Origin of the sequence: Streptomyces sp. NPDC051963 (assembly GCF_044593495.1) — a bacterium.
Lineage (GTDB): Bacteria > Actinomycetota > Actinomycetes > Streptomycetales > Streptomycetaceae > Streptomyces.
Genome location: NZ_JBIUCC010000001.1, coordinates 839,907 through 857,745, shown reverse-complemented (window position 1 = coordinate 857,745; position 17,839 = coordinate 839,907). Strand labels below are relative to the sequence as shown.

11 protein-coding genes are annotated in these 17,839 nt (G+C 70.2%); 7 read left to right on the top strand and 4 right to left on the bottom strand.

Going from position 1 to position 17,839, the window contains the following annotated elements:
- Nucleotides 1-94: 94 nt before the first annotated feature.
- Together ACIHFB_RS03615 and ACIHFB_RS03610 are read right to left on the bottom strand one after the other, a co-directional pair.
- Nucleotides 95-2,545, bottom strand: coding sequence for a SpoIIE family protein phosphatase (locus ACIHFB_RS03615; protein ID WP_400125055.1), 2,451 nt, complete (start codon nt 2,543-2,545; stop codon nt 95-97).
- Between the two features lie 197 nt (nt 2,546-2,742).
- Nucleotides 2,743-4,818: a SpoIIE family protein phosphatase gene (locus ACIHFB_RS03610; protein WP_400125054.1), complete on the bottom strand. Its 2,076-nt coding sequence runs from the start codon at nt 4,816-4,818 to the stop codon at nt 2,743-2,745.
- A 177-nt stretch (nt 4,819-4,995) separates the two neighbouring features.
- Here ACIHFB_RS03610 and ACIHFB_RS03605 point away from each other — a divergent pair, with 177 nt between their 5' ends.
- Both ACIHFB_RS03605 and ACIHFB_RS03600 read left to right on the top strand, forming a co-directional pair.
- Entirely contained in the window at nt 4,996-8,370 is a 3,375-nt protein-coding gene (locus tag ACIHFB_RS03605) for a pyruvate carboxylase (RefSeq protein ID WP_400125053.1), read from the top strand.
- A gap of 183 nt (nt 8,371-8,553) precedes the next feature.
- On the top strand, nt 8,554-9,786 hold the full coding sequence (locus tag ACIHFB_RS03600; RefSeq protein WP_400125052.1) for a glycoside hydrolase family 88 protein: 1,233 nt from the start codon (nt 8,554-8,556) through the stop codon (nt 9,784-9,786).
- Between the two features lie 19 nt (nt 9,787-9,805).
- On the opposite strand, the gene ACIHFB_RS03595 is transcribed toward ACIHFB_RS03600, so the two are convergent.
- Nucleotides 9,806-10,774 carry a GlxA family transcriptional regulator gene (locus ACIHFB_RS03595; RefSeq protein WP_400125051.1) on the bottom strand — a complete coding sequence of 323 codons (969 nt, stop codon included), beginning with the start codon at nt 10,772-10,774 and terminating at the stop codon, nt 9,806-9,808.
- Between the two features lie 104 nt (nt 10,775-10,878).
- On the opposite strand from ACIHFB_RS03595, the gene ACIHFB_RS03590 reads away from it, so the two are divergent.
- Nucleotides 10,879-11,517 (top strand): HD domain-containing protein, encoded by a 639-nt coding sequence (locus ACIHFB_RS03590; protein WP_400125050.1) that lies wholly within the window; start codon nt 10,879-10,881, stop codon nt 11,515-11,517.
- A 232-nt stretch (nt 11,518-11,749) separates the two neighbouring features.
- A complete protein-coding gene (locus tag ACIHFB_RS03585) occupies nt 11,750-12,688 on the top strand; it encodes a phosphotriesterase (protein WP_400125049.1) in 939 nt (312 codons plus the stop codon).
- On the opposite strand, the gene ACIHFB_RS03580 is transcribed toward ACIHFB_RS03585, so the two are convergent.
- Entirely contained in the window at nt 12,669-13,613 is a 945-nt protein-coding gene (locus tag ACIHFB_RS03580) for an AraC family transcriptional regulator (protein WP_400125048.1), read from the bottom strand. The genes ACIHFB_RS03585 and ACIHFB_RS03580 overlap by 20 nt on opposite strands.
- Before the next feature lie 148 nt (nt 13,614-13,761).
- Here ACIHFB_RS03580 and ACIHFB_RS03575 point away from each other — a divergent pair, with 148 nt between their 5' ends.
- Genes ACIHFB_RS03575 through ACIHFB_RS03565 form a run of 3 tightly spaced genes read left to right on the top strand, consistent with a single transcriptional unit; the run spans nt 13,762 to nt 17,817 of the window.
- Nucleotides 13,762-16,008 (top strand): MMPL family transporter, encoded by a 2,247-nt coding sequence (locus tag ACIHFB_RS03575; RefSeq protein WP_400125047.1) that lies wholly within the window; start codon nt 13,762-13,764, stop codon nt 16,006-16,008.
- Nucleotides 16,001-16,492, top strand: a complete 492-nt coding sequence (locus tag ACIHFB_RS03570) for a hypothetical protein (protein WP_400125046.1) — start codon at nt 16,001-16,003, stop codon at nt 16,490-16,492. Before ACIHFB_RS03575 ends, ACIHFB_RS03570 begins: the two co-directional genes overlap by 8 nt.
- 8 nt (nt 16,493-16,500) lie before the next feature.
- Nucleotides 16,501-17,817 (top strand): amidohydrolase family protein, encoded by a 1,317-nt coding sequence (locus ACIHFB_RS03565; RefSeq protein ID WP_400125045.1) that lies wholly within the window; start codon nt 16,501-16,503, stop codon nt 17,815-17,817.
- Nucleotides 17,818-17,839 lie beyond the last annotated feature (22 nt).

Genomic DNA, 17,839 nt, shown 5'->3' with positions numbered 1-17,839 from the left:
GGTGGATCAGACTGCCATCCGATCCGGTTCCCAGAAGGACGGGTACCCCCGGGCGGGGGTGTCTTGGTACACCCCCTGTCGGTAGTCGTGAAGGTCAGGCACCCGCCTCCGTCTGATGCGCCGGCAGTGGCTGCTCGGCCCAGATGGTCTTCCGGTTGCGGCCGTAGCGTGTGCCCCACCGCTCGGACAGCTGGGCCACCAGGAAGAGACCACGTCCGCCCTCGTCGTTGTTGTGGGCCTGCCGCAGGTGAGGGGAGGTGCTGCTGCTGTCGGAGACCTCGCAGATGAGATGGCGGTCCCGGATCAGCCGCAGCAGCACCGGGCCGCCGGCGTAGCGGTAGGCGTTGGTGACCAGTTCGCTCACGATCAGTTCGGTGGTGAAGGCGAACTCCTCCAGCCCCCACTCGGTCAGCCGGTCCCGCACCAGCGTCCGCGCCCGACCGGCCGCGGTGGGCTCGGCCGGCAGCTCCCAGCTGGCCACCTTCTCCGCCGCGAGTACCCGGGTCCGGCCCAGCAGCAGCGTGACGTCATCGGCGGGCCGGTCGGGCAGCATCGCGTCCTCCACCGCCTTGCAGGTGTGCTTCAGCGAGGGGTACGGACCGGCCAGCGCGGAGCGCAGCAGCGCCAGGCCCTCGTCGACGTCACGGTGGTCGGCGAGGAGGAGGCCGTCGCTGTACAGGGCGATCAGGCTGCCCTCGTCCAGTTCGAGTTCGGTCATCTCGAACGGCAGGCCGCCCAGGCCGAGCGGTGGTCCGGCGGGGACGTCGATCGGGCGCACCCGGCCGTCCGGGCCCAGCACGGTCGGCGGCGGGTGTCCCGCGCGAGCGATGGCGCAGTGCCGGGAGACCGGGTCGTAGATCGCGTACAGACAGGTTGCACCGACGATCTGGGGGGTGTTCCCGTCGGTCTGGAGCTGTTCGGTGGCCAGCTGGTCCACCAGGTCGTCGAGGCGGGCCAGGACTTCGTCCGGTGCCAGGTCGAGGAAGGCCAGGGTGCGCACGGCGGCGCGCAGCCGGCCCATGGTCGCCGAGGCGTGCATGCCGTGACCGACGACATCGCCGACGACCAGTGCGACACGCACCCCCGACAGCGGGATGACGTCGAACCAGTCGCCGCCGACACCTGCGGAGATATGCGCGGGCAGATAGCGGTGCGCCGTCTCGACCGCCGGGTGCTCGGGCACCTCACTCGGCAGCAGGCTGCGCTGGAGGGCCTCGGCGGCGTTGTGCTGCTGGGTGTAGCGGCGGGCGTTGTCGATGCAGACCGCGGCCCTGGACGCGAACTCCTCCGCCAGGGTGAGGTCGTCCTCCTCGAAGGGCTCCGGCCGCTGCGAGCGCCACAGGCAGACCAGGCCGAGGATGACACCGCGCGCGGCCAGCGGCACCACCATCAGCGAGTGGACACCCATCGTGAGCGCCCTCTCGGCCCGTGCCGAGTCGGCCGAGAACCATCCGCTGTTGCCCTCCTGGAGGGTGGGCTGGAGGATCGGACGCCGTTCGGCCAGGCAGCGTGCCGGCCCCGTGTCCTCGGGGAAGGAGAACAGATGGCCCACGGGATACATCACCTGCTGCGCCTCGGGCCGGATGCTGCGCACCGCCATCCTGAGCACCGGGTCCGTGGCGTCGGGAGCCGGCTCCTCCCCGCGGGTCACGGGTTCCAGCAGGTCCACCGAGAGGGCGTCGGCGAGCTCGGGGACCGCGGCCTCGGCCAGTTCGTGCGCCGTCCTGGCCACATCCAGGGTGCTTCCGATCCTGGCGCCGGCTTCGCTGAGCAGCGCGAGTCGACGGCGGGCCCGATGGCGGTCGGTGACGTCCTCGACGATCTCGGTGACGCCCAGGACGCGGCCGGAGGGGTCCTGCATCCGGAACGCGGACACGGAGACGAACAGTTCCTTCCGGGGGTCCCGCAGCAAGCGGCAGGGCTGCTCGGCGAAGATCATGGGCCGGCCCGTCTCCAGCACCCGCCGGAGCCTTTCCTCGACCAGATCCGTGTCCAGGCCGAGCAGGAAGTCGGCGGTGCGCAGCCCGCGGTACGCCTCGGCCGGCAGCCCGCCGAACCGTGCGATCGCCCGGTTCACCCGCAGGATGCGCAGATCCGGCCCCAGTACCGCGACACCGACCGGGGACCGGCTGAAGAAGCCGTCCAGTACGGCCCGGTCGATCTCCCACTGGGTGATGTACTCGGCGAGCGAGCCGACGAGGAGCCACTCGACGGTGGAGTCCAGCCGCCGCACTCTCCGGGCTCGGAACCCCACGTAGACGCGGTTGCCATCGCGATCCCGGACCGGCAGCAGCCCGAACCATCCGTCGTCCCGCACGCATGCGGCGCTCGCCTCGGCGATCACGGCCTCGTCCCCGGGGTCGATCAGGACCTCACGCACGGTCCTGCCCAGCACCTCGTCGGCCCGGTGCCCGAGGAGCGCGGTGGCCTGGTCGCTCCATGCCACGACCCGTCCGCGGCCGTCCAGGACGGCCGATGCGGATCGGATGACCGAGAACGGATCCTCCGGGCTCTCGCTGAGCGACGTCGGGGATGTGTTGTGCATCGCCACCCATCTTGCGTCGTTCGCGGGGCCGGGGCCCGTCGTGGCGTGCCCCGGGGCGCTCCTGCCGTTCCGCTTGCCTGCCTTTGCAGTGGCTCACTTCCAGTATCGGCCGTGCGGGCAGGACGTGCCTCGTCGTCGCGGCCGGGACGGTTCGTCGGGCGCTGGTCGCGACGGTCCGACCTCCCCGCTTCACCGGCTCACCGGGGGAGTGCCCGGGCCAGGAGCACCGCCACGTCGTCGTCCGCCACCTCGGGCATGACATGGGCCAGGAGGTCGTCGCAGAGCTGTTCCAGAGGACGGCCGGGGTGCCGCAGTGCCTGTGCCAGCCGGCGCATGCCCTGGTCGAGGTCCGTGCCACGGGTCTCGATCAGACCGTCGGTGTAGGTCACCAGGAGGCTGTGCGGCGGAAGGAGTACCCGCTGGACCACGCCGTCCTGTCCGCCCACGCCGAGGGGCGGGCCCGCGGGTCCGTCCAGGAAGGCGACCGTTCCGTGCCCGTCGGCGACCACGGGCGGCGGATGGCCGGCCCTGGCGATCAGGCAGTGGCCCTCGACCGGATCGTGAACGGCGTACAGGCAGGTGGCCATCTCGTTGTCGCCCAGGTCGGCCACGGCGGCGTCCAGGAAGCGCAGCACCTGGTCGGGCGCGGTGTCCCGGCGTGCCAGGGTCCGCACCGCCGTGCGCAGCTGGCCCATGACCGCCGCGGCGTGGATGCCGTGCCCCATGACGTCGCCGATCACCAGTGCCGTCCGGTCGTCCGGCAGGGCGATCGCGTCGAACCAGTCGCCGCCGACCTCGTGGTCGCCGGCCGGCAGATAGCGCCCGGCGAGTTCCAGTCCGCTGACGGTCGGCAGGGAGGTGTTCATCAGGCTGCGCTGGAGGGTGAGTGCCGCGTCGCGTTCGCGGCCGTACATGCGAGCGTTGTCGATGTTCAGCGCCGCCCGGGCGATCAGTTCGTCGATCAGCAGCGTGTCCTGTTCGTCGAACGGCTCTCGATCCCGGGTCCGGGTGACCACGACCGCGCCGAGCACGGTGCCCCGCGCCACCAGCGGGACCAGGCGCGCCGAGCCCACGCGCGCGTGCAGGAACTCCCGCAGCCGGTCGGCGCCGGCGGCCGGGATCAGGCGGTCGATGTCGCTGAGATAGAGGCTCATGGGCAGCCCCGCGCTGATGACCTTCTCGTACACCGAGCCGGGCGGGACCTGAAGGGTCGTGCCGACCGCGAGGTGTTCGGCCGGCGCGGCCGGATCGGTGAACGACACCGCGACACGGCGGACCACGCCGTGCGCCGACGCGGCGGTCTCGTCCGGTGCCATCGCCTCCTCCAGCAACTGGACGTCGGCGGAGTCGGCCAGCCTGGGCACCAGTACGCGGATCACGTCCTGCGCCGTCTGCGTCAGATCCAGGGTGGCACCCATCTGCGTTCCCGCCTCCGCCAACAGCGCAAGCCGCCGCCGTGCCCGCTCCGCCTCCAGGTGGGCGCGCTGCCCCTCCGTGATGTCGATCAGCGAAGCGATCACTCCCACCCGTTGGCCGGCCCCGCCGAGCAAGGGGGCGTAGGAGCAGGACCATGTCCGCCGCCGGCCCGGGTCGCCCGCGCCGGCGGTGTGGCGGAAGTCCACCACCGCCTCACCCCGGTCGAGGACCTGCCGCATCACCGACTCCAGCGCCCCGGCGCCGGGGGCGACCTCGGTCACGCGTCGGCCCACGTGCTCGGCCACGGGGACACCGTCCATCCTGGCCAGCGCCTCGTTGACCCGGAGGAACCGCAGGTCGGGTCCGAGCATGGCCAGGCCGATCGGGGACTGGGTGAACAGTCCCTCCAGCGCGGCCAGCGCGTCCCGCATCCGCTCCACGGCGGAGGTCTCCGCCGCGATGGCCAGCACACCGGTACGCCCCCGCACATCCGCGATCGGACAGTGCCACATCTCCATGTCGACCAGGGATCCGTCGCGATGCCGGACCGGCAGCCGTGCGACCACCGCCGCACCCGTCCGCAGTGTCCGGGTCAGACGGTCGGCCAGCTCCAGGTTCTCCTCGGGCACGAGTACGCGCCTGGCGTCCTCGCCCACCATCTGCTCCGGTGTGTGACCGAGCAGGTCCTGCGCGGCGAGCGACCACTGCACCAGGCGCCCGTCGGCATCGACCACCCAGAGCGCGAGCGGGAGCAGGTCCTGGAACACCCCCGCATGTCCCGCCCCGGACGCACGCCGATCCGGCGTTTCACCGATCGTGTCGTGGGCACGTGCACCGCGGTGACTCGCGTCGGCCATAGGGGCACCTCGCTCACATCGCCCTTGACCACAGGAGGCTCAAGGACAGCCTAGGCCCGTCCGGGCGAACGACAGCCTGTGATCGATCATCGATAAGTGGCCGGGCTCACATGGCGTGAGGTGGGCGTCACCGACACCATGGGTGCTCCGTCACCGGGCAGGCTGAAGGGATCAAGGATGTTCCGCAAGGTGCTGGTAGCCAACCGCGGCGAGATCGCGATTCGTGCGTTCCGGGCGGGCTATGAGCTGGGTGCGCGCACCGTCGCCGTCTTCCCGCACGAGGACCGCAACTCCCTGCACCGGCTCAAGGCCGACGAGGCCTACGAGATCGGGCAGCCCGGGCACCCGGTGCGGGCCTATCTGTCCGTGGAGGAGATCGTCCGCGCGGCACGCCGTGCGGGAGCGGACGCCGTCTACCCGGGGTACGGATTCCTGTCCGAGAACCCCGACCTGGCCAAGGCGTGCGAAGAGGCGGGCATCACGTTCGTCGGACCGAGCGCGGACATCCTGGAGCTGACCGGCAACAAGGCCCGCGCGGTGGCGGCCGCTCGGGAGGCCGGCGTGCCGGTGCTGGGTTCCTCGGCGCCCTCCACCGACGTGGACGAACTCGTCCACGCCGCCGAGGGCGTCGGCTTCCCCGTCTTCGTCAAGGCCGTCGCGGGCGGCGGCGGGCGCGGTATGCGCCGCGTCGAGGAGCCCGCCCAGCTGCGGGAGGCCATCGAGGCGGCATCACGTGAGGCGGCGTCCGCGTTCGGCGACTCCACGGTCTTCCTGGAGAAGGCCGTCGTCGAGCCCCGCCACATCGAGGTGCAGATCCTCGCCGACGGACAGGGCAACGTCATCCACCTGTTCGAGCGGGACTGCTCCGTGCAGCGCCGGCACCAGAAGGTGATCGAGCTGGCGCCGGCACCGAACCTCGACCCGGAGCTGCGCGACCGCATCTGCGCCGACGCTGTGCGCTTCGCCCGCCAGATCGGCTACCGCAACGCCGGCACCGTGGAGTTCCTGCTCGACCGCGAAGGCAACCACGTCTTCATCGAGATGAACCCGCGCATCCAGGTCGAGCACACCGTGACCGAAGAGGTCACCGACGTCGACCTGGTGCAGGCGCAGCTGCGCATCGCCGCCGGCGAGACGCTCGCCGACCTCGGCCTCGCCCAGGAGACCGTCACGCTGCACGGCGCCGCGCTCCAGTGCCGTATCACCACCGAGGACCCGGCCAACGGCTTCCGCCCGGACACCGGGAGGATCAGCGCCTACCGCTCGCCGGGCGGCTCGGGCATCCGCCTCGACGGCGGAACCACCCACGCCGGTACGGAGATCAGCGCCCACTTCGACTCCATGCTGGTGAAACTCACCTGCCGGGGCCGGGACTTCAGCACCGCGGTGGGCCGTGCCCGGCGTGCGGTCGCCGAGTTCCGCATCCGCGGCGTGGCCACCAACATCCCCTTCCTGCAAGCCGTGCTGGACGACCCCGACTTCCAGGCCGGCCGGGTCACCACATCGTTCATCGAGCAGCGCCCGCACCTGCTCACCGCCCGCCACTCCGCCGACCGCGGCACGAAACTGCTCACCTACCTCGCCGATGTCACCGTCAACAAGCCGCACGGCGAACGGCCCGCCCTGATCGACCCGTTGACCAAGCTGCCCGCGCTGCCGGCCGGTGAGCCGCCCGCCGGGTCCCGGCAGCGGCTCGCCGAACTCGGCCCCGAGGGCTTCGCGAGCCGGCTGCGCGCCTCGCCGACCATCGGCGTCACCGACACCACGTTCCGTGACGCCCACCAGTCGCTGCTCGCCACCCGGGTGCGCACCAAGGACCTGCTCGCCGTCGCCCCGGTGGTGGCCCGCACCCTGCCCCAGCTGCTGTCCCTGGAGTGCTGGGGCGGCGCCACCTACGACGTCGCCCTGCGCTTCCTCGCCGAGGACCCGTGGGAGCGCCTGGCGGCGCTGCGGGAGGCCGTCCCGAACATCTGCCTCCAGATGCTGCTGCGCGGCCGCAACACCGTGGGCTACACGCCGTATCCCACCGAGGTGACCGACGCGTTCGTGCAGGAGGCGGCGGCCACCGGCATCGACATCTTCCGCATTTTCGACGCCCTCAACGACGTCGACCAGATGCGGCCCGCCATCGACGCCGTACGGCAGACCGGGACGGCCGTCGCGGAGGTGGCCCTGTGCTACACCTCCGACCTGTCCGATCCGTCCGAGCAGCTCTACACCCTGGACTACTACCTGCGGCTGGCCGAGCAGATCGTGGACGCGGGCGCCCATGTGCTCGCCGTCAAGGACATGGCCGGTCTGCTGCGGGCACCGGCCGCGGCGAAGCTGGTGTCGGCCCTGCGCCGGGAGTTCGACCTGCCGGTCCACATCCACACCCACGACACCGCGGGCGGCCAGCTCGCCACCTACCTCGCCGCCGTGCAGGCCGGCGCGGACGCCGTGGACGGGGCGGTGGCGTCCATGGCCGGGACGACCTCGCAGCCTTCGCTGACCGCGATCGTGGCCGCGACCGACCACTCCGAGCGGCCCACCGGCCTGGACCTCCAGGCGGTCGGCGACCTCGAGCCGTACTGGGAGAGCGTCCGCAAGGTCTACGCGCCCTTCGAGGCGGGCCTCGCCGCGCCGACCGGCCGTGTCTACCACCATGAGATCCCCGGCGGGCAGCTCTCCAACCTGCGCACCCAGGCGGTCGCGCTGGGCCTGGGCGACCGCTTCGAGGAGATCGAGGCGATGTACGCCGCCGCCGACCGGATGCTCGGCCGACTGGTGAAGGTCACCCCCTCCTCGAAGGTGGTCGGCGACCTGGCGCTGCACCTGGTGGGTGCCGGCGTGTCCCCGGCCGACTTCGAGGACGAGCCGGACCGGTTCGACATCCCCGACTCCGTCATCGGCTTCCTGCGCGGCGAGTTGGGCACCCCGCCCGGCGGCTGGCCCGAGCCGTTCCGCACCAAGGCGCTGCGGGGCCGCGCCGAGGCCAAGCCGATGCGGGAGCTGAGCGCCGACGACCGTGAGGGGCTGGCGAAGGACCGGCGGACGACACTCAACCGGCTGCTGTTCCCTGGACCGGCGCGCGAGTTCGAGACCCACCGTGACGCCTACGGCGACACCAGCGTGCTGGACAGCAAGGACTTCTTCTACGGGCCGCGCCCGGGCAAGGAGTACGCCGTCGACCTCGAACGCGGTGTGCGGCTGCTGATCGAGTTGCAGGCCGTCGGTGACGCGGACGAGCGCGGTATGCGCACCGTGATGTCGTCCCTGAACGGCCAGTTGCGGCCGATCCAGGTCCGCGACCGGGCGGCCGCCTCGGACGTCCCCGCCACCGAGAAGGCCGACCGGGCGAACCCCGGTCATGTCGCGGCGCCGTTCGCCGGCGTGGTGACCCTCACCGTCGCCGAGGGGGACGAGGTGGCGGCCGGTGCCACGGTGGCCACCATCGAGGCGATGAAGATGGAGGCGTCGATCACCGCCGCGAAGTCCGGCAGGGTGACGCGACTGGCCATCAACCGCATCCAGCAGGTCGAGGGCGGAGATCTGCTCGTGGAACTCGCCTGAGCCGCCTGCCGCCGCACGTCGTCACCGCAACCCGTCGCCCCTCGCGCAAAGACACCTGCGCGGGGGGCGGTCTCTTGTCCCGTTCATGGTGATGAACATCGCTCACGTGGGTGTACATGGCGGCTTCTGTCATGCAAGGCTCAAGCAACTCCTTTCCCCCGTTGACCAGTTGGAGTGATCGGTATGAGTGTTTCCCGTCGCACTGTGCTGGCTACGGCGGCCGGTGCCGCAGCGGTGTACGCCTCCTCGACACCGGCCGCGGCCGCGGACGCAGCCACGGGTCCGACACCGGCACCGAGCCTGAAATCCCTCAGCACTGCGGCCGACTACGCCGTCCAGAAGCTCCGTGCCGTGGCCCCGACCGTGACCGCCTTCCCCGTCGGCACGAAGTTCGAGAAGTGGGTCCACTCGCAGAACGGCGACTGGGTGGGCGGGTTCTGGCCGGGCGCGCTGTGGATGGCCTGGCTCCACAGCAAGGACGACGCCTTCCGCACCTGGGCACTGGCATCCGCGCAGAAGCTGGCCCCGCGCCAGTACGACACCGGCACGCATGACCTCGGGTTCCTCTTCTACCCGTCATGGGTCACCGCCTGGCGGCTGACGGGCGACGACAAATGGCGGACGGGCGCCGTACGGGCGGCCGACTCCCTGATCCAGCGGTACAACCCGCGCGGCCGCTTCATCAGAGCCTGGGGCGCACTGACCGATCAGAACAACGCGGGCCGCGTCATCATCGACACGATGATGAACCTCGACCTGCTGGCCTTCGCGAGCCGGCAGACCGGCGACGCGAAGTACTTGAACATCGCCGTGGAGCACGCCAAGACCGCTCAGCGGGTCTTCCTGCGCCCGGACGGATCGACCCCGCACGTCTACGACTTCGACCCGGCCAGTGGCGCGCCGATCGGCCCGAACACCGTGCAGGGGTACAGCCCGACGTCCTGCTGGTCGCGCGGACAGGCGTGGGGGCTCTACGGGTTCACCACGATGTACCGACGTACCGGGAACCCGGAGTTCCTGGCCACCGCGCGCAGACTCGCGGACTTCGCGGTGCGATCCCTGAGCCCGGACGACGTTCCCGTGTGGGACTACCGCGCTCCGCAACAGCCGTACGACATCAAGGACGCATCGGCCGGCGCGATCATGGCGTGCGGTCTGCTCGACCTCGCCACGGCCACCGGCAGCGATGCGTACCACGCGGTGGCGCTGCGGCTGCTCACCGCGTTGTCGGAGACCTGTCTGACGAAGAACTCGGCCCGTGCGGAGGCGGTCGTGGCCCGGTGCACGCGCAACCGGCCTGCTGAGGACGGGATCGAGATCTCCCTTCCGTACGCCGACTACTACCTGTTGGAAGGAATCCTGCGAGTGCTGAAGCCGCAGGACGTCGACCGGGCGATCGACCTGTCCACGGTCTGACCGCCGGTCGGCGACGGCATCACGCCGGGGAGTCGTGTGGACGCGTGGTGGCGAAGCGTCTGCGGTACACGGTCGGGGTGGTGCCCAGGTGGCGGGCGAAGGCGCGGCGGAGGGTCTCGTCGCTGCCGAGCCCGCTGCGATGGGCTGCCGAGGTCACGCTGTGCCCGTCGAGCAGGAGTTGCTGCGCCCGGTCGAGACGGACGCGTTCGACCCAGCGGGCGGGCGTGGTGTGCAGTTCCGTCCGGAACAGCCGGGTCAGATGCCGCGTGCTGACGGCGGCGGATGCGGCCATCGCGGGCAGGCTGTGGTCCGCGGCCGGGTCGGCGAGCACCGACGCGGTCACCGAGCCCAGCAGGTCGCTGCGGGCCGGCGGGGTCGCCAGCGCCGTGGAGAACTGCGACTGTCCGCCCGGGCGCTGCATGAAGACGACCAGTTCGCGGGCGGCCTCCCGGGCCGCGTCCGCTCCGTGGTCGTCCTCGACCAGCGCAAGGGCCAGATCGATGCCCGCGCTGATGCCGGCGGAGGTGACGTACCGCCCGTCGCGGATGTGGAGGGCGTCCGGTTCGACCTGCACTGCGGGGTAGCGATGGGCGAGCGTCTTGGCATGCCGCCAGTGTGTGGTCGCCCTGCGCCCGTCGAGCAGGCCCAGCTCGGCGAGGACGAAAGCGCCGGTGCAGACGGAGGCGACGCGTCGCGCCCGCTCGGCGAGGATGGCGGCCGCGGCCAGCAGCTCCGCCTCCGGTGACTGCTCGGCCAGCCGGTCGGCTCCGGCGACCACGAGGGTGTCGACCGGCCCGGCCTCGGCAGGAGTCGTCGTCCGGGCCAGCGCCAGGCCCGAGGAGGTCGTGACGTCGCCGCCGCATGGGGAGACCAGCACCGGTGTGTAGGGGTGGCCGAGCCGTCCCGCCTGGTGCAGCACCTCCAAGGGGCCGCTGACGTCGAGCAGGGTCACATCGTCGAACGCCAGGAACGCAACCCGATGCGTCATGTCTGAATGTGTGGGATGGATGGCCGCAGGGACATGGCCCCAGGATAGGGCACCGGACGACGCTGAAGGAGAACCGATCGAGCAAGGACAGGAAGGCCGTCATCATGGGCGAATCGATTGCAGGCGTGCGGATCCCGGACAGCACACTGACGCGAGCGGCGACGGAGCTGGTACGGGACGTCGCCTCGCCGCTGCTGTTCGACCACTCCCGGCGGGTGTTCCTGTTCGGGGCGCTGCGCGGCGGGGAGCAGAAGCTGGACTTCGACCCCGAGCTGCTCTACGTCGGCGCGATGTTCCACGACCTGGGGCTGACGGAGCGCTTCGGCCGCACCGACCGGCGTTTCGAGATCGACGGTGCCGACGAGGCCCGCCGCTTCCTGCAGGCCCACGGCATCGCCGATGAGCCGGCCGACCGGGTCTGGACGGCCATCGCCCTGCACACCACCCCGGAGATCCCCCTGCACATGGCGCCCGAAGTGGCCCTGGTGACCCGTGGCGTGGAGCTGGACGTCCTGGGAATCGGCTACCACGCCGTCTCCGACGAACAGCGCGCGGCCGTCGTCGCGGCCCACCCCCGCCCGGACTTCAAGAACCGGATCCTCGCCGCTTTCACCGAGGGCATCAAGGACCGCCCCGAGACGACCTTCGGCAACGTCAAGGCGGATGTGCTGGCCCACTTCAGCCCCGGATTCGTACGCGGCGACTTCGTGGAGGTCATCAAGAACTCCGACTGGCCCGAGTAGCGGCCCGGGCGTGCCGACAGCACGGTGCCCGGCGATGGCGAGGGGGACTCAAGACCCCCTCGCCGTCGTCACGTCCAGGCGAAAGAACTGCGCGCCGACGCGAAAGACGTCGGTGCCGTGGGCTTGGCAGAGTCCTGCACAGGTTCACCGAGCCGCGAGACCGCACCTCACCCCACGGCACTGAAGGATCCCTATGACGTCCACCCCGCAGGTTCAGACTGTCCGCGGCCCTGTGGCAGTTGATGACCTCGGCACCGTACTGATGCACGAGCACGTCTTCGTGCTCAGCGAGGAACTCCGGCAGAGCCTTCCGGAGACCTGGGACGAACAGGAGCGCATCAGCGACGCCGTCACCCGGCTCAAGGCACTTGCGGCGACCGGCGTCACCACCATCGTCGACCCCACGGTCATCGGACTCGGCCGCAACGTCGCGCGCGTGGCCCTGGTGAACGAACAAGTGGACCTCAACATCGTTGCCGCCACGGGCCTTTACACGCTGGCCGACGTCCCCGACTACTTCCGCTACCACGGGCCGGGAACGCTGCTCGGCGGCCCCGAAGCCATGACAGACCTGTTCGTCCGCGAACTCACCCAGGGCATCGCCGACACCGGCATCAGGGCCGCGTTCCTGAAGTGCGCGATCGAGGACGAACTCACCCCGGGCGTCGAGCGGGTGATGCGAGCGGTGGCCCAGGCACATCTGCGCACCGGTGCCCCGATCACGGTGCACACCAGCGCAGGCTCCCGTACGGGACTCGTCGCGCAGAACGTCCTGCGCAGCGAAGGCGTGGACCTCGGCGCGGTCGTCATCGGCCACAGCGGTGACACCGCCGACCTGGACTATCTGCACGAGCTCATCGACAACGGCTCGTACGTCGGCATGGACCGCTTCGGCCTCGACATCCTCCTGCCCTCCGACCAGCGGGTGGCGACCGTCGCGACGCTCGCGGGCGAAGGTTTCGCCGAACGCATGGTCCTGTCGCACGACGCGTCGTGCCACATCGACTGGTTCCCGCCCGGCGTACGGGAGCAGATCGCGCCGAACTGGCATCACACCCACCTGCACGACGAGGTACTCCCGGCGCTGCGCCGGGCCGGCGTCACCGAGGCGCAGCTGACCACCATGCTGGTCGACAATCCACGGCGGTACTTCAGCTCTTCCGACGGCTGATGCCCTGCCGGGCTTCGCGAGGCGTCATGCCGAACTCCGCCCGGAACGCCGTGGCGAACGAGGCGTGACTGCCGAAGCCGCAGGAATGGGCGATCTCGGCGATCGAATACGTGGCCCAACCCGCGCTGACCAGCCGGGTTCGGGCGACGTCCAGCCGTTCGCGGCGGATGAGATCGCGTGCGGTGGTGTCGGCCGCCTGCAACACCTGCTGGACATAGCGAACCGACCAGCCGAGCGCCCGCGCGATACCGACGACGTCCAGATCTCTGTCGCAGGCGTGCCGGCGGACGTAGCGGCGGATCGCGGCCTCGACCGTGGCCCGTTGGCCTGTGGGCGCGGTGTCGCCGGCGCCCTCCGCGGCCAGACAGACCAGGTCCAGCAGCCGGTCGCACGCCATGTCGAAGCCGGTTTCGGAGAGCTGCTCGCGCTCCTCGTGCAGCGTCGTCGTCAACTCCCGGATGATTCGGCCCAGTCCGCGGACACCGCCGAGCAGGTGCGGCCCCGTGGCCGCGAGCGGACTGCGTGCGGCGACGTTCTCGCCGGACACCATGAAGGAGATGCTCAGGAGATCGTCACCGTGCGCGAACGTCAGCGGGCGGTCGATGTCGCACAGCACCATGCTGCCGGGCCCGATCTCGCCGGACGACGCCCCCTGCTCCACCCGGGCCGTCCCGGCCAGCGGTACGAGGAGTTCGTAGGTGCCCCGGGGGTCGGACCGGATGTGCCGGGTGTCCCTGTCGACCTCTTCCTCACCGCCGGAGCACAGGGCGAGTCCGTACGTCTTCGACTGCTGCCATTCCAGGCGTCCGGCCCATGGAGCGTGCCGATCCGGCACCTTGATCCGGCTCGCGCCGTGGAGGCCGGTGAAGACCTCGTCCCAGGCACTCGCCGAGGAGAGGGTGAGCGCTTGGCTCCTCGAAGACACAGGTCGTCCCATCCGCCCGAGAGGGCGTGATCGAGGTCACATCTTCCGGATCGAACTCTGAGGTCCGTCATCCGTCTTGTCTGCGCTCGGCGATGCACAGACACAGAAAAAGAGTACGTCGATCTCCGAACGAGTCGAAAGGAAAGGCATGTTCGACCGCGTTGCGGGCCTTACGGTCCGGCGGCCCAGAGTTGTGCTTGCAGTAGCTGCCGTCCTCGTTGCTGCGATGAGCGTCGTGGGTGTGGGCGCTTTCGGGAAACTGGTGGGCGGTGGTTTCGATGACCCGGACTCGCAGTCGACACGTGCGAGTGAGGTCATCGATGAGGAATTCGGGGGAGAAGCGAACCTGGTGCTGCTGGTCGGCGGCGGCGCCCAGCGTGTCACCGACTCGGCGGTCGAGCAGGACGGCGAGCAACTGGTGGCCGAACTGCGCAAGGAACCGGAGCTCAGCAACGTCGTCTCGTACTGGGACACGCGCAGTGACTCCCTGCTGGCCCGTGACGGCCGTTCGGCCATGGTCCTCGCCCATGTGAAGGGCGACGAGTCCACGCGTGAAGAGCACGCACACGACATCATCGACGCGTACACGGGCCGGTACGAGGGACTCACCGTGCGGGCCGGCGGCGGTACCGCGGTGGGCGCCGAGCTGTCGGAGCAGGTTCTGAAGGACCTCCTCCTTGCGGAGATCATCGCCGTCCCCGTGACGCTGCTGCTCCTGCTCGTGGTGTTCGGGGGTGTGGTCGCGGCCTTGCTGCCGCTCGCCATCGGCACGGTGGCGGTCGCCGGGACCTTCGCGGAACTCTCCCTCCTGGGCAGCGTCACCGACGTGTCGGTCTTTGCGATCAACCTGACCACGGCCCTCGGGCTGGGGCTCGGCATCGACTACGCGCTGTTGATGATCAGCCGCTTCCGGGAACAGCTGGCCGACGGCATGAGCGTCGCCGACGCGGTTCGTTCGACCGTGCACACCGCCGGACGTACGGTCGTGTTCTCGGCGGGTACGGTCGCCGTCGCGCTCACCGCACTGCTCGTCTTTCCGCAGTACTTCCTGCGCTCCTTCGCCTATGCCGGCGTGGGCGTCGTGGTCATCGCCGCCATCGGCACCCTGTTCGTGATGCCTGCCCTGCTCATGCTGTTGGGGCATCGCATCAACAGCGGCAGGCTCCCCTGGCCCAAGGCCGACCGCCATCGCCGGCGGGCACCGTTCTGGGGCCGACTGGCCGGGAATGTGATGCGCCGGCCGGTGCTGACCGCCGTACCGGTCCTGGCGGTGCTTCTACTCGCCGCGGCCCCGCTGATGGGCGTCACGTTCGGCACCCCCGACGAACGGGTCCTCCCCGAGGACGCGCCGAGCCGACAGGTGTCCACGGCACTTCAGGCCGACTTCCAGGGAGATGACGAGGCGGCCGTCCAGGTCGTCGCCCGCGGGTCCATGGACTACGAGACCGTGGACGCCTACGCGCAGCAACTGGCGCTCCTCAACGGGGTCGTACGGGTCGAGGCGTCGACCGGCACCTATCAACAGGGAAGCGCGCAGGCCCCCGGCCCGGCGAACGAAGCCCTGGACGGCCGCGACGCGCAGCGCCTCAGCATCATCGGCTCCGCACCGCCCAAGTCGGACGGCGCCCAGTCTCTCGTCCAACTGGTCCGCGAGGCCAAGGCACCCGCCGGCTCCGAGGAGGTCCTGGTGGGAGGCGGGGACGCCGAACTGCTCGACGCCAAGGACTCGATCGCGAGCCGCCTCCCCTTCGCCGCCGGCCTCGTCGCCGTCACCACCTTCATCCTGCTCTTCCTGTTCACGGGAAGCATCGTCCAGCCGCTCCGCGCGCTGGTGTTGAACATGATCAGCCTCGCCGCGGCGATCGGCGCCATGACCTGGATCTTCCAGGACGGCCATCTCAGCTCCGTACTGGGATTCACCCCCCAGCCCATGGACACCTCCATGACGGTCCTGCTCTTCTGCATCGCCTTCGGTCTGTCCATGGACTACGAGGTGTTCGTCACCAGCAGGATCAAGGAACTCCACGACGCCGGTGAGAACACCGAGACCGCCGTCGTCCACGGCCTCGGGCACACCGGAAGGATCGTGAGCGCCGCGGCCTGTCTGCTCGCCGTCGGATTCTTCGCCTTCGCCACGGCGAAGGTCAGCTTCATGCAGATGTTCGGCCTGGGAAGCGGGCTGGCCATCCTCATCGACGCCATCGCCGTACGCGGAGTGCTGCTGCCGGCCGCGATGTGTCTGCTGGGCCGCTCGGCCTGGTACGCCCCGGGACCTCTGCGCAGATTCCACCAGCGCTTCGGGATCAGCGAGAGCGACCCCACGGCCACCCACGCCTTCGCCGCATCAGAAACCCACGACGGAATGTCCATGAAGGGGGCTGCAAGGAATGCGTGACCTTGCGAAGTTCAGCATCGCCACCGCCGGTCTCTGCACTGTTCTGCTGACCGGCTGCACGAGCGACGACTCTGCCGACGACGCGTCAGCCACCAAGTCGTCGACGCCGACGACGAGCACGATCGCGGAGTCTCCGAGCGCTGCCGCACCGTCGAGCACCACCCTTGACGGCGGCTGGCTCGGCGACTCCGATGTCGACCGGACGGCCATGATCATTCAGGGCAAGAAGGTCATGCTCGCCTTTCAGAGCACGGACGGCAAGAAGCGCCAGGCATGCGAGGGCCTTCTTCAGCAGGAGCAGTCGATCCTGCTCAAGTGCGTCGACAAGAGCCAGGACCGTGTGAAGGGCACCATCGAAATAGCGAGCGGTGAGAAGATCGCCATCGCCTGGACCTCCGGCAAGAAGGACGTCCTGACGAAGAGCGGCAATGGCGAGTTGGACTTCTCGCAATGGGGTCTTCCCTCGCCTCCGACGGCGGGGTGATTCCATCCATGTCTATGACACGACGCTTCGTCGCGCCGGTGGTTCTGCCGGCCGACCCCGCCTGTTCCGTACTGCGTGATGCCGTGGTCGACGTCGGACCCGACGGGCGCATCACCTACTGCGGCCCGGCTGCCACCGCCCCTTCGATCCCGGACGACATCCCGCGCAGCTCCCTGTCCGGCATACTCGCTCCCGGCCTGGTCAACACCCACGCGCACTCTCCGATGACCCTGCTGCGGGGACTCGGCGGGGACCTGCCGTTGATGGCGTGGCTCCAGGACGTCATCTGGCCGGCCGAGGCACGCATGCGGCCGCAGGATGCCCAAGCGGGGATGCTGCTGGGATGCGTCGAGATGCTCGGCTACGGCGTGACCACCAGCGCCGAGATGTACGCACACGCTGAACACGTGGTCGACGCGGCGCTCCGGGCGGGAAGCCGTGTCCTCGTCGCACCCGCCTACTTCGACCGGCCCGGAGGGGACTGGCGCGGTGACCTCGCGGCGATAGGGAAGTGGATGGACGCGGACGGCCTGCGCTTCGGGCCGGGCGATCGCATCGAACTCTGCTACGGGCCGCACTCCGCCTACACCCTGCCGCCCGAGGCCCTCTACGCAACCGCGGAGGAGGCCGCGCAACGCGGGGCCCTGGTGCACATCCACGTCGCGGAGACCCTGGACGAGGACGTCGCACAGCGCGAGCGACACGGGTCGGTGCCTCAACTGCTGCGTACCAGCGGCCTCCTCGACGGTCGGCTGCTCGCGGCCCATGCCGTGCATCTCTCCGACAGCGACATCCAGTTGCTCGCGGAGTCAGGGGCCGGTGTCGCGCACTGTCCGGGCTCGAACGCCAAACTCGCCTCCGGAACGGCCTCCCTCGGGGCGCTTCGCGCCGCGTCCGTTCCCGTCGGTCTCGGTACCGACGGACCTGCGAGCAACGACGATCTCGACCTGTGGGAGGAGGCGCGGCTTGCCATGATGTTCTGCCGCCTTTCCACAGGCGACCCGTTGGCCCTCACGGCCCAGGACGCCTTCCTCATGGCGACTTCGGGCGGAGCGGCGGCTTTGGGCAGGACGGACATCGGATCTCTTCGCACCGGAAACTGGGCGGACATGATTCATATCTCCGTGGACGGCCCTCACTTCGCGGCAGGTCTGGATGTCGCGGACAGCCAGTTGCTCGCCAATCTGATGTGGGCGGCCGGCTCTCGCGCGGTCAGCGACGTCTGGGTCGCGGGTGAGGCCGTCGTCGAGAACGGTGAGACGGTCCGCGTCGACCGGATCGCCGCGCAGCGTGCCGCCGGTGAAGCAGCAGCACGCCTTGGGTGAACCACCTACGTGAAGCAGGACA

Excerpts from the sequence above, each read along its gene's own strand:
- ACIHFB_RS03615 (WP_400125055.1), bottom strand. The coding sequence starts at position 2,545 with ATGCACAACACATCCCCGACGTCGCTCAGCGAGAGCCCGGAGGATCCG.
- ACIHFB_RS03610 (WP_400125054.1), bottom strand. The coding sequence starts at position 4,818 with ATGGCCGACGCGAGTCACCGCGGTGCACGTGCCCACGACACGATCGGT.
- ACIHFB_RS03605 (WP_400125053.1), top strand. The coding sequence starts at position 4,996 with ATGTTCCGCAAGGTGCTGGTAGCCAACCGCGGCGAGATCGCGATTCGT.
- ACIHFB_RS03600 (WP_400125052.1), top strand. The coding sequence starts at position 8,554 with ATGAGTGTTTCCCGTCGCACTGTGCTGGCTACGGCGGCCGGTGCCGCA.
- ACIHFB_RS03595 (WP_400125051.1), bottom strand. The coding sequence starts at position 10,774 with ATGACGCATCGGGTTGCGTTCCTGGCGTTCGACGATGTGACCCTGCTC.
- ACIHFB_RS03590 (WP_400125050.1), top strand. The coding sequence starts at position 10,879 with ATGGGCGAATCGATTGCAGGCGTGCGGATCCCGGACAGCACACTGACG.
- ACIHFB_RS03575 (WP_400125047.1), top strand. The coding sequence starts at position 13,762 with ATGTTCGACCGCGTTGCGGGCCTTACGGTCCGGCGGCCCAGAGTTGTG.
- ACIHFB_RS03570 (WP_400125046.1), top strand. The coding sequence starts at position 16,001 with ATGCGTGACCTTGCGAAGTTCAGCATCGCCACCGCCGGTCTCTGCACT.
- ACIHFB_RS03565 (WP_400125045.1), top strand. The coding sequence starts at position 16,501 with ATGTCTATGACACGACGCTTCGTCGCGCCGGTGGTTCTGCCGGCCGAC.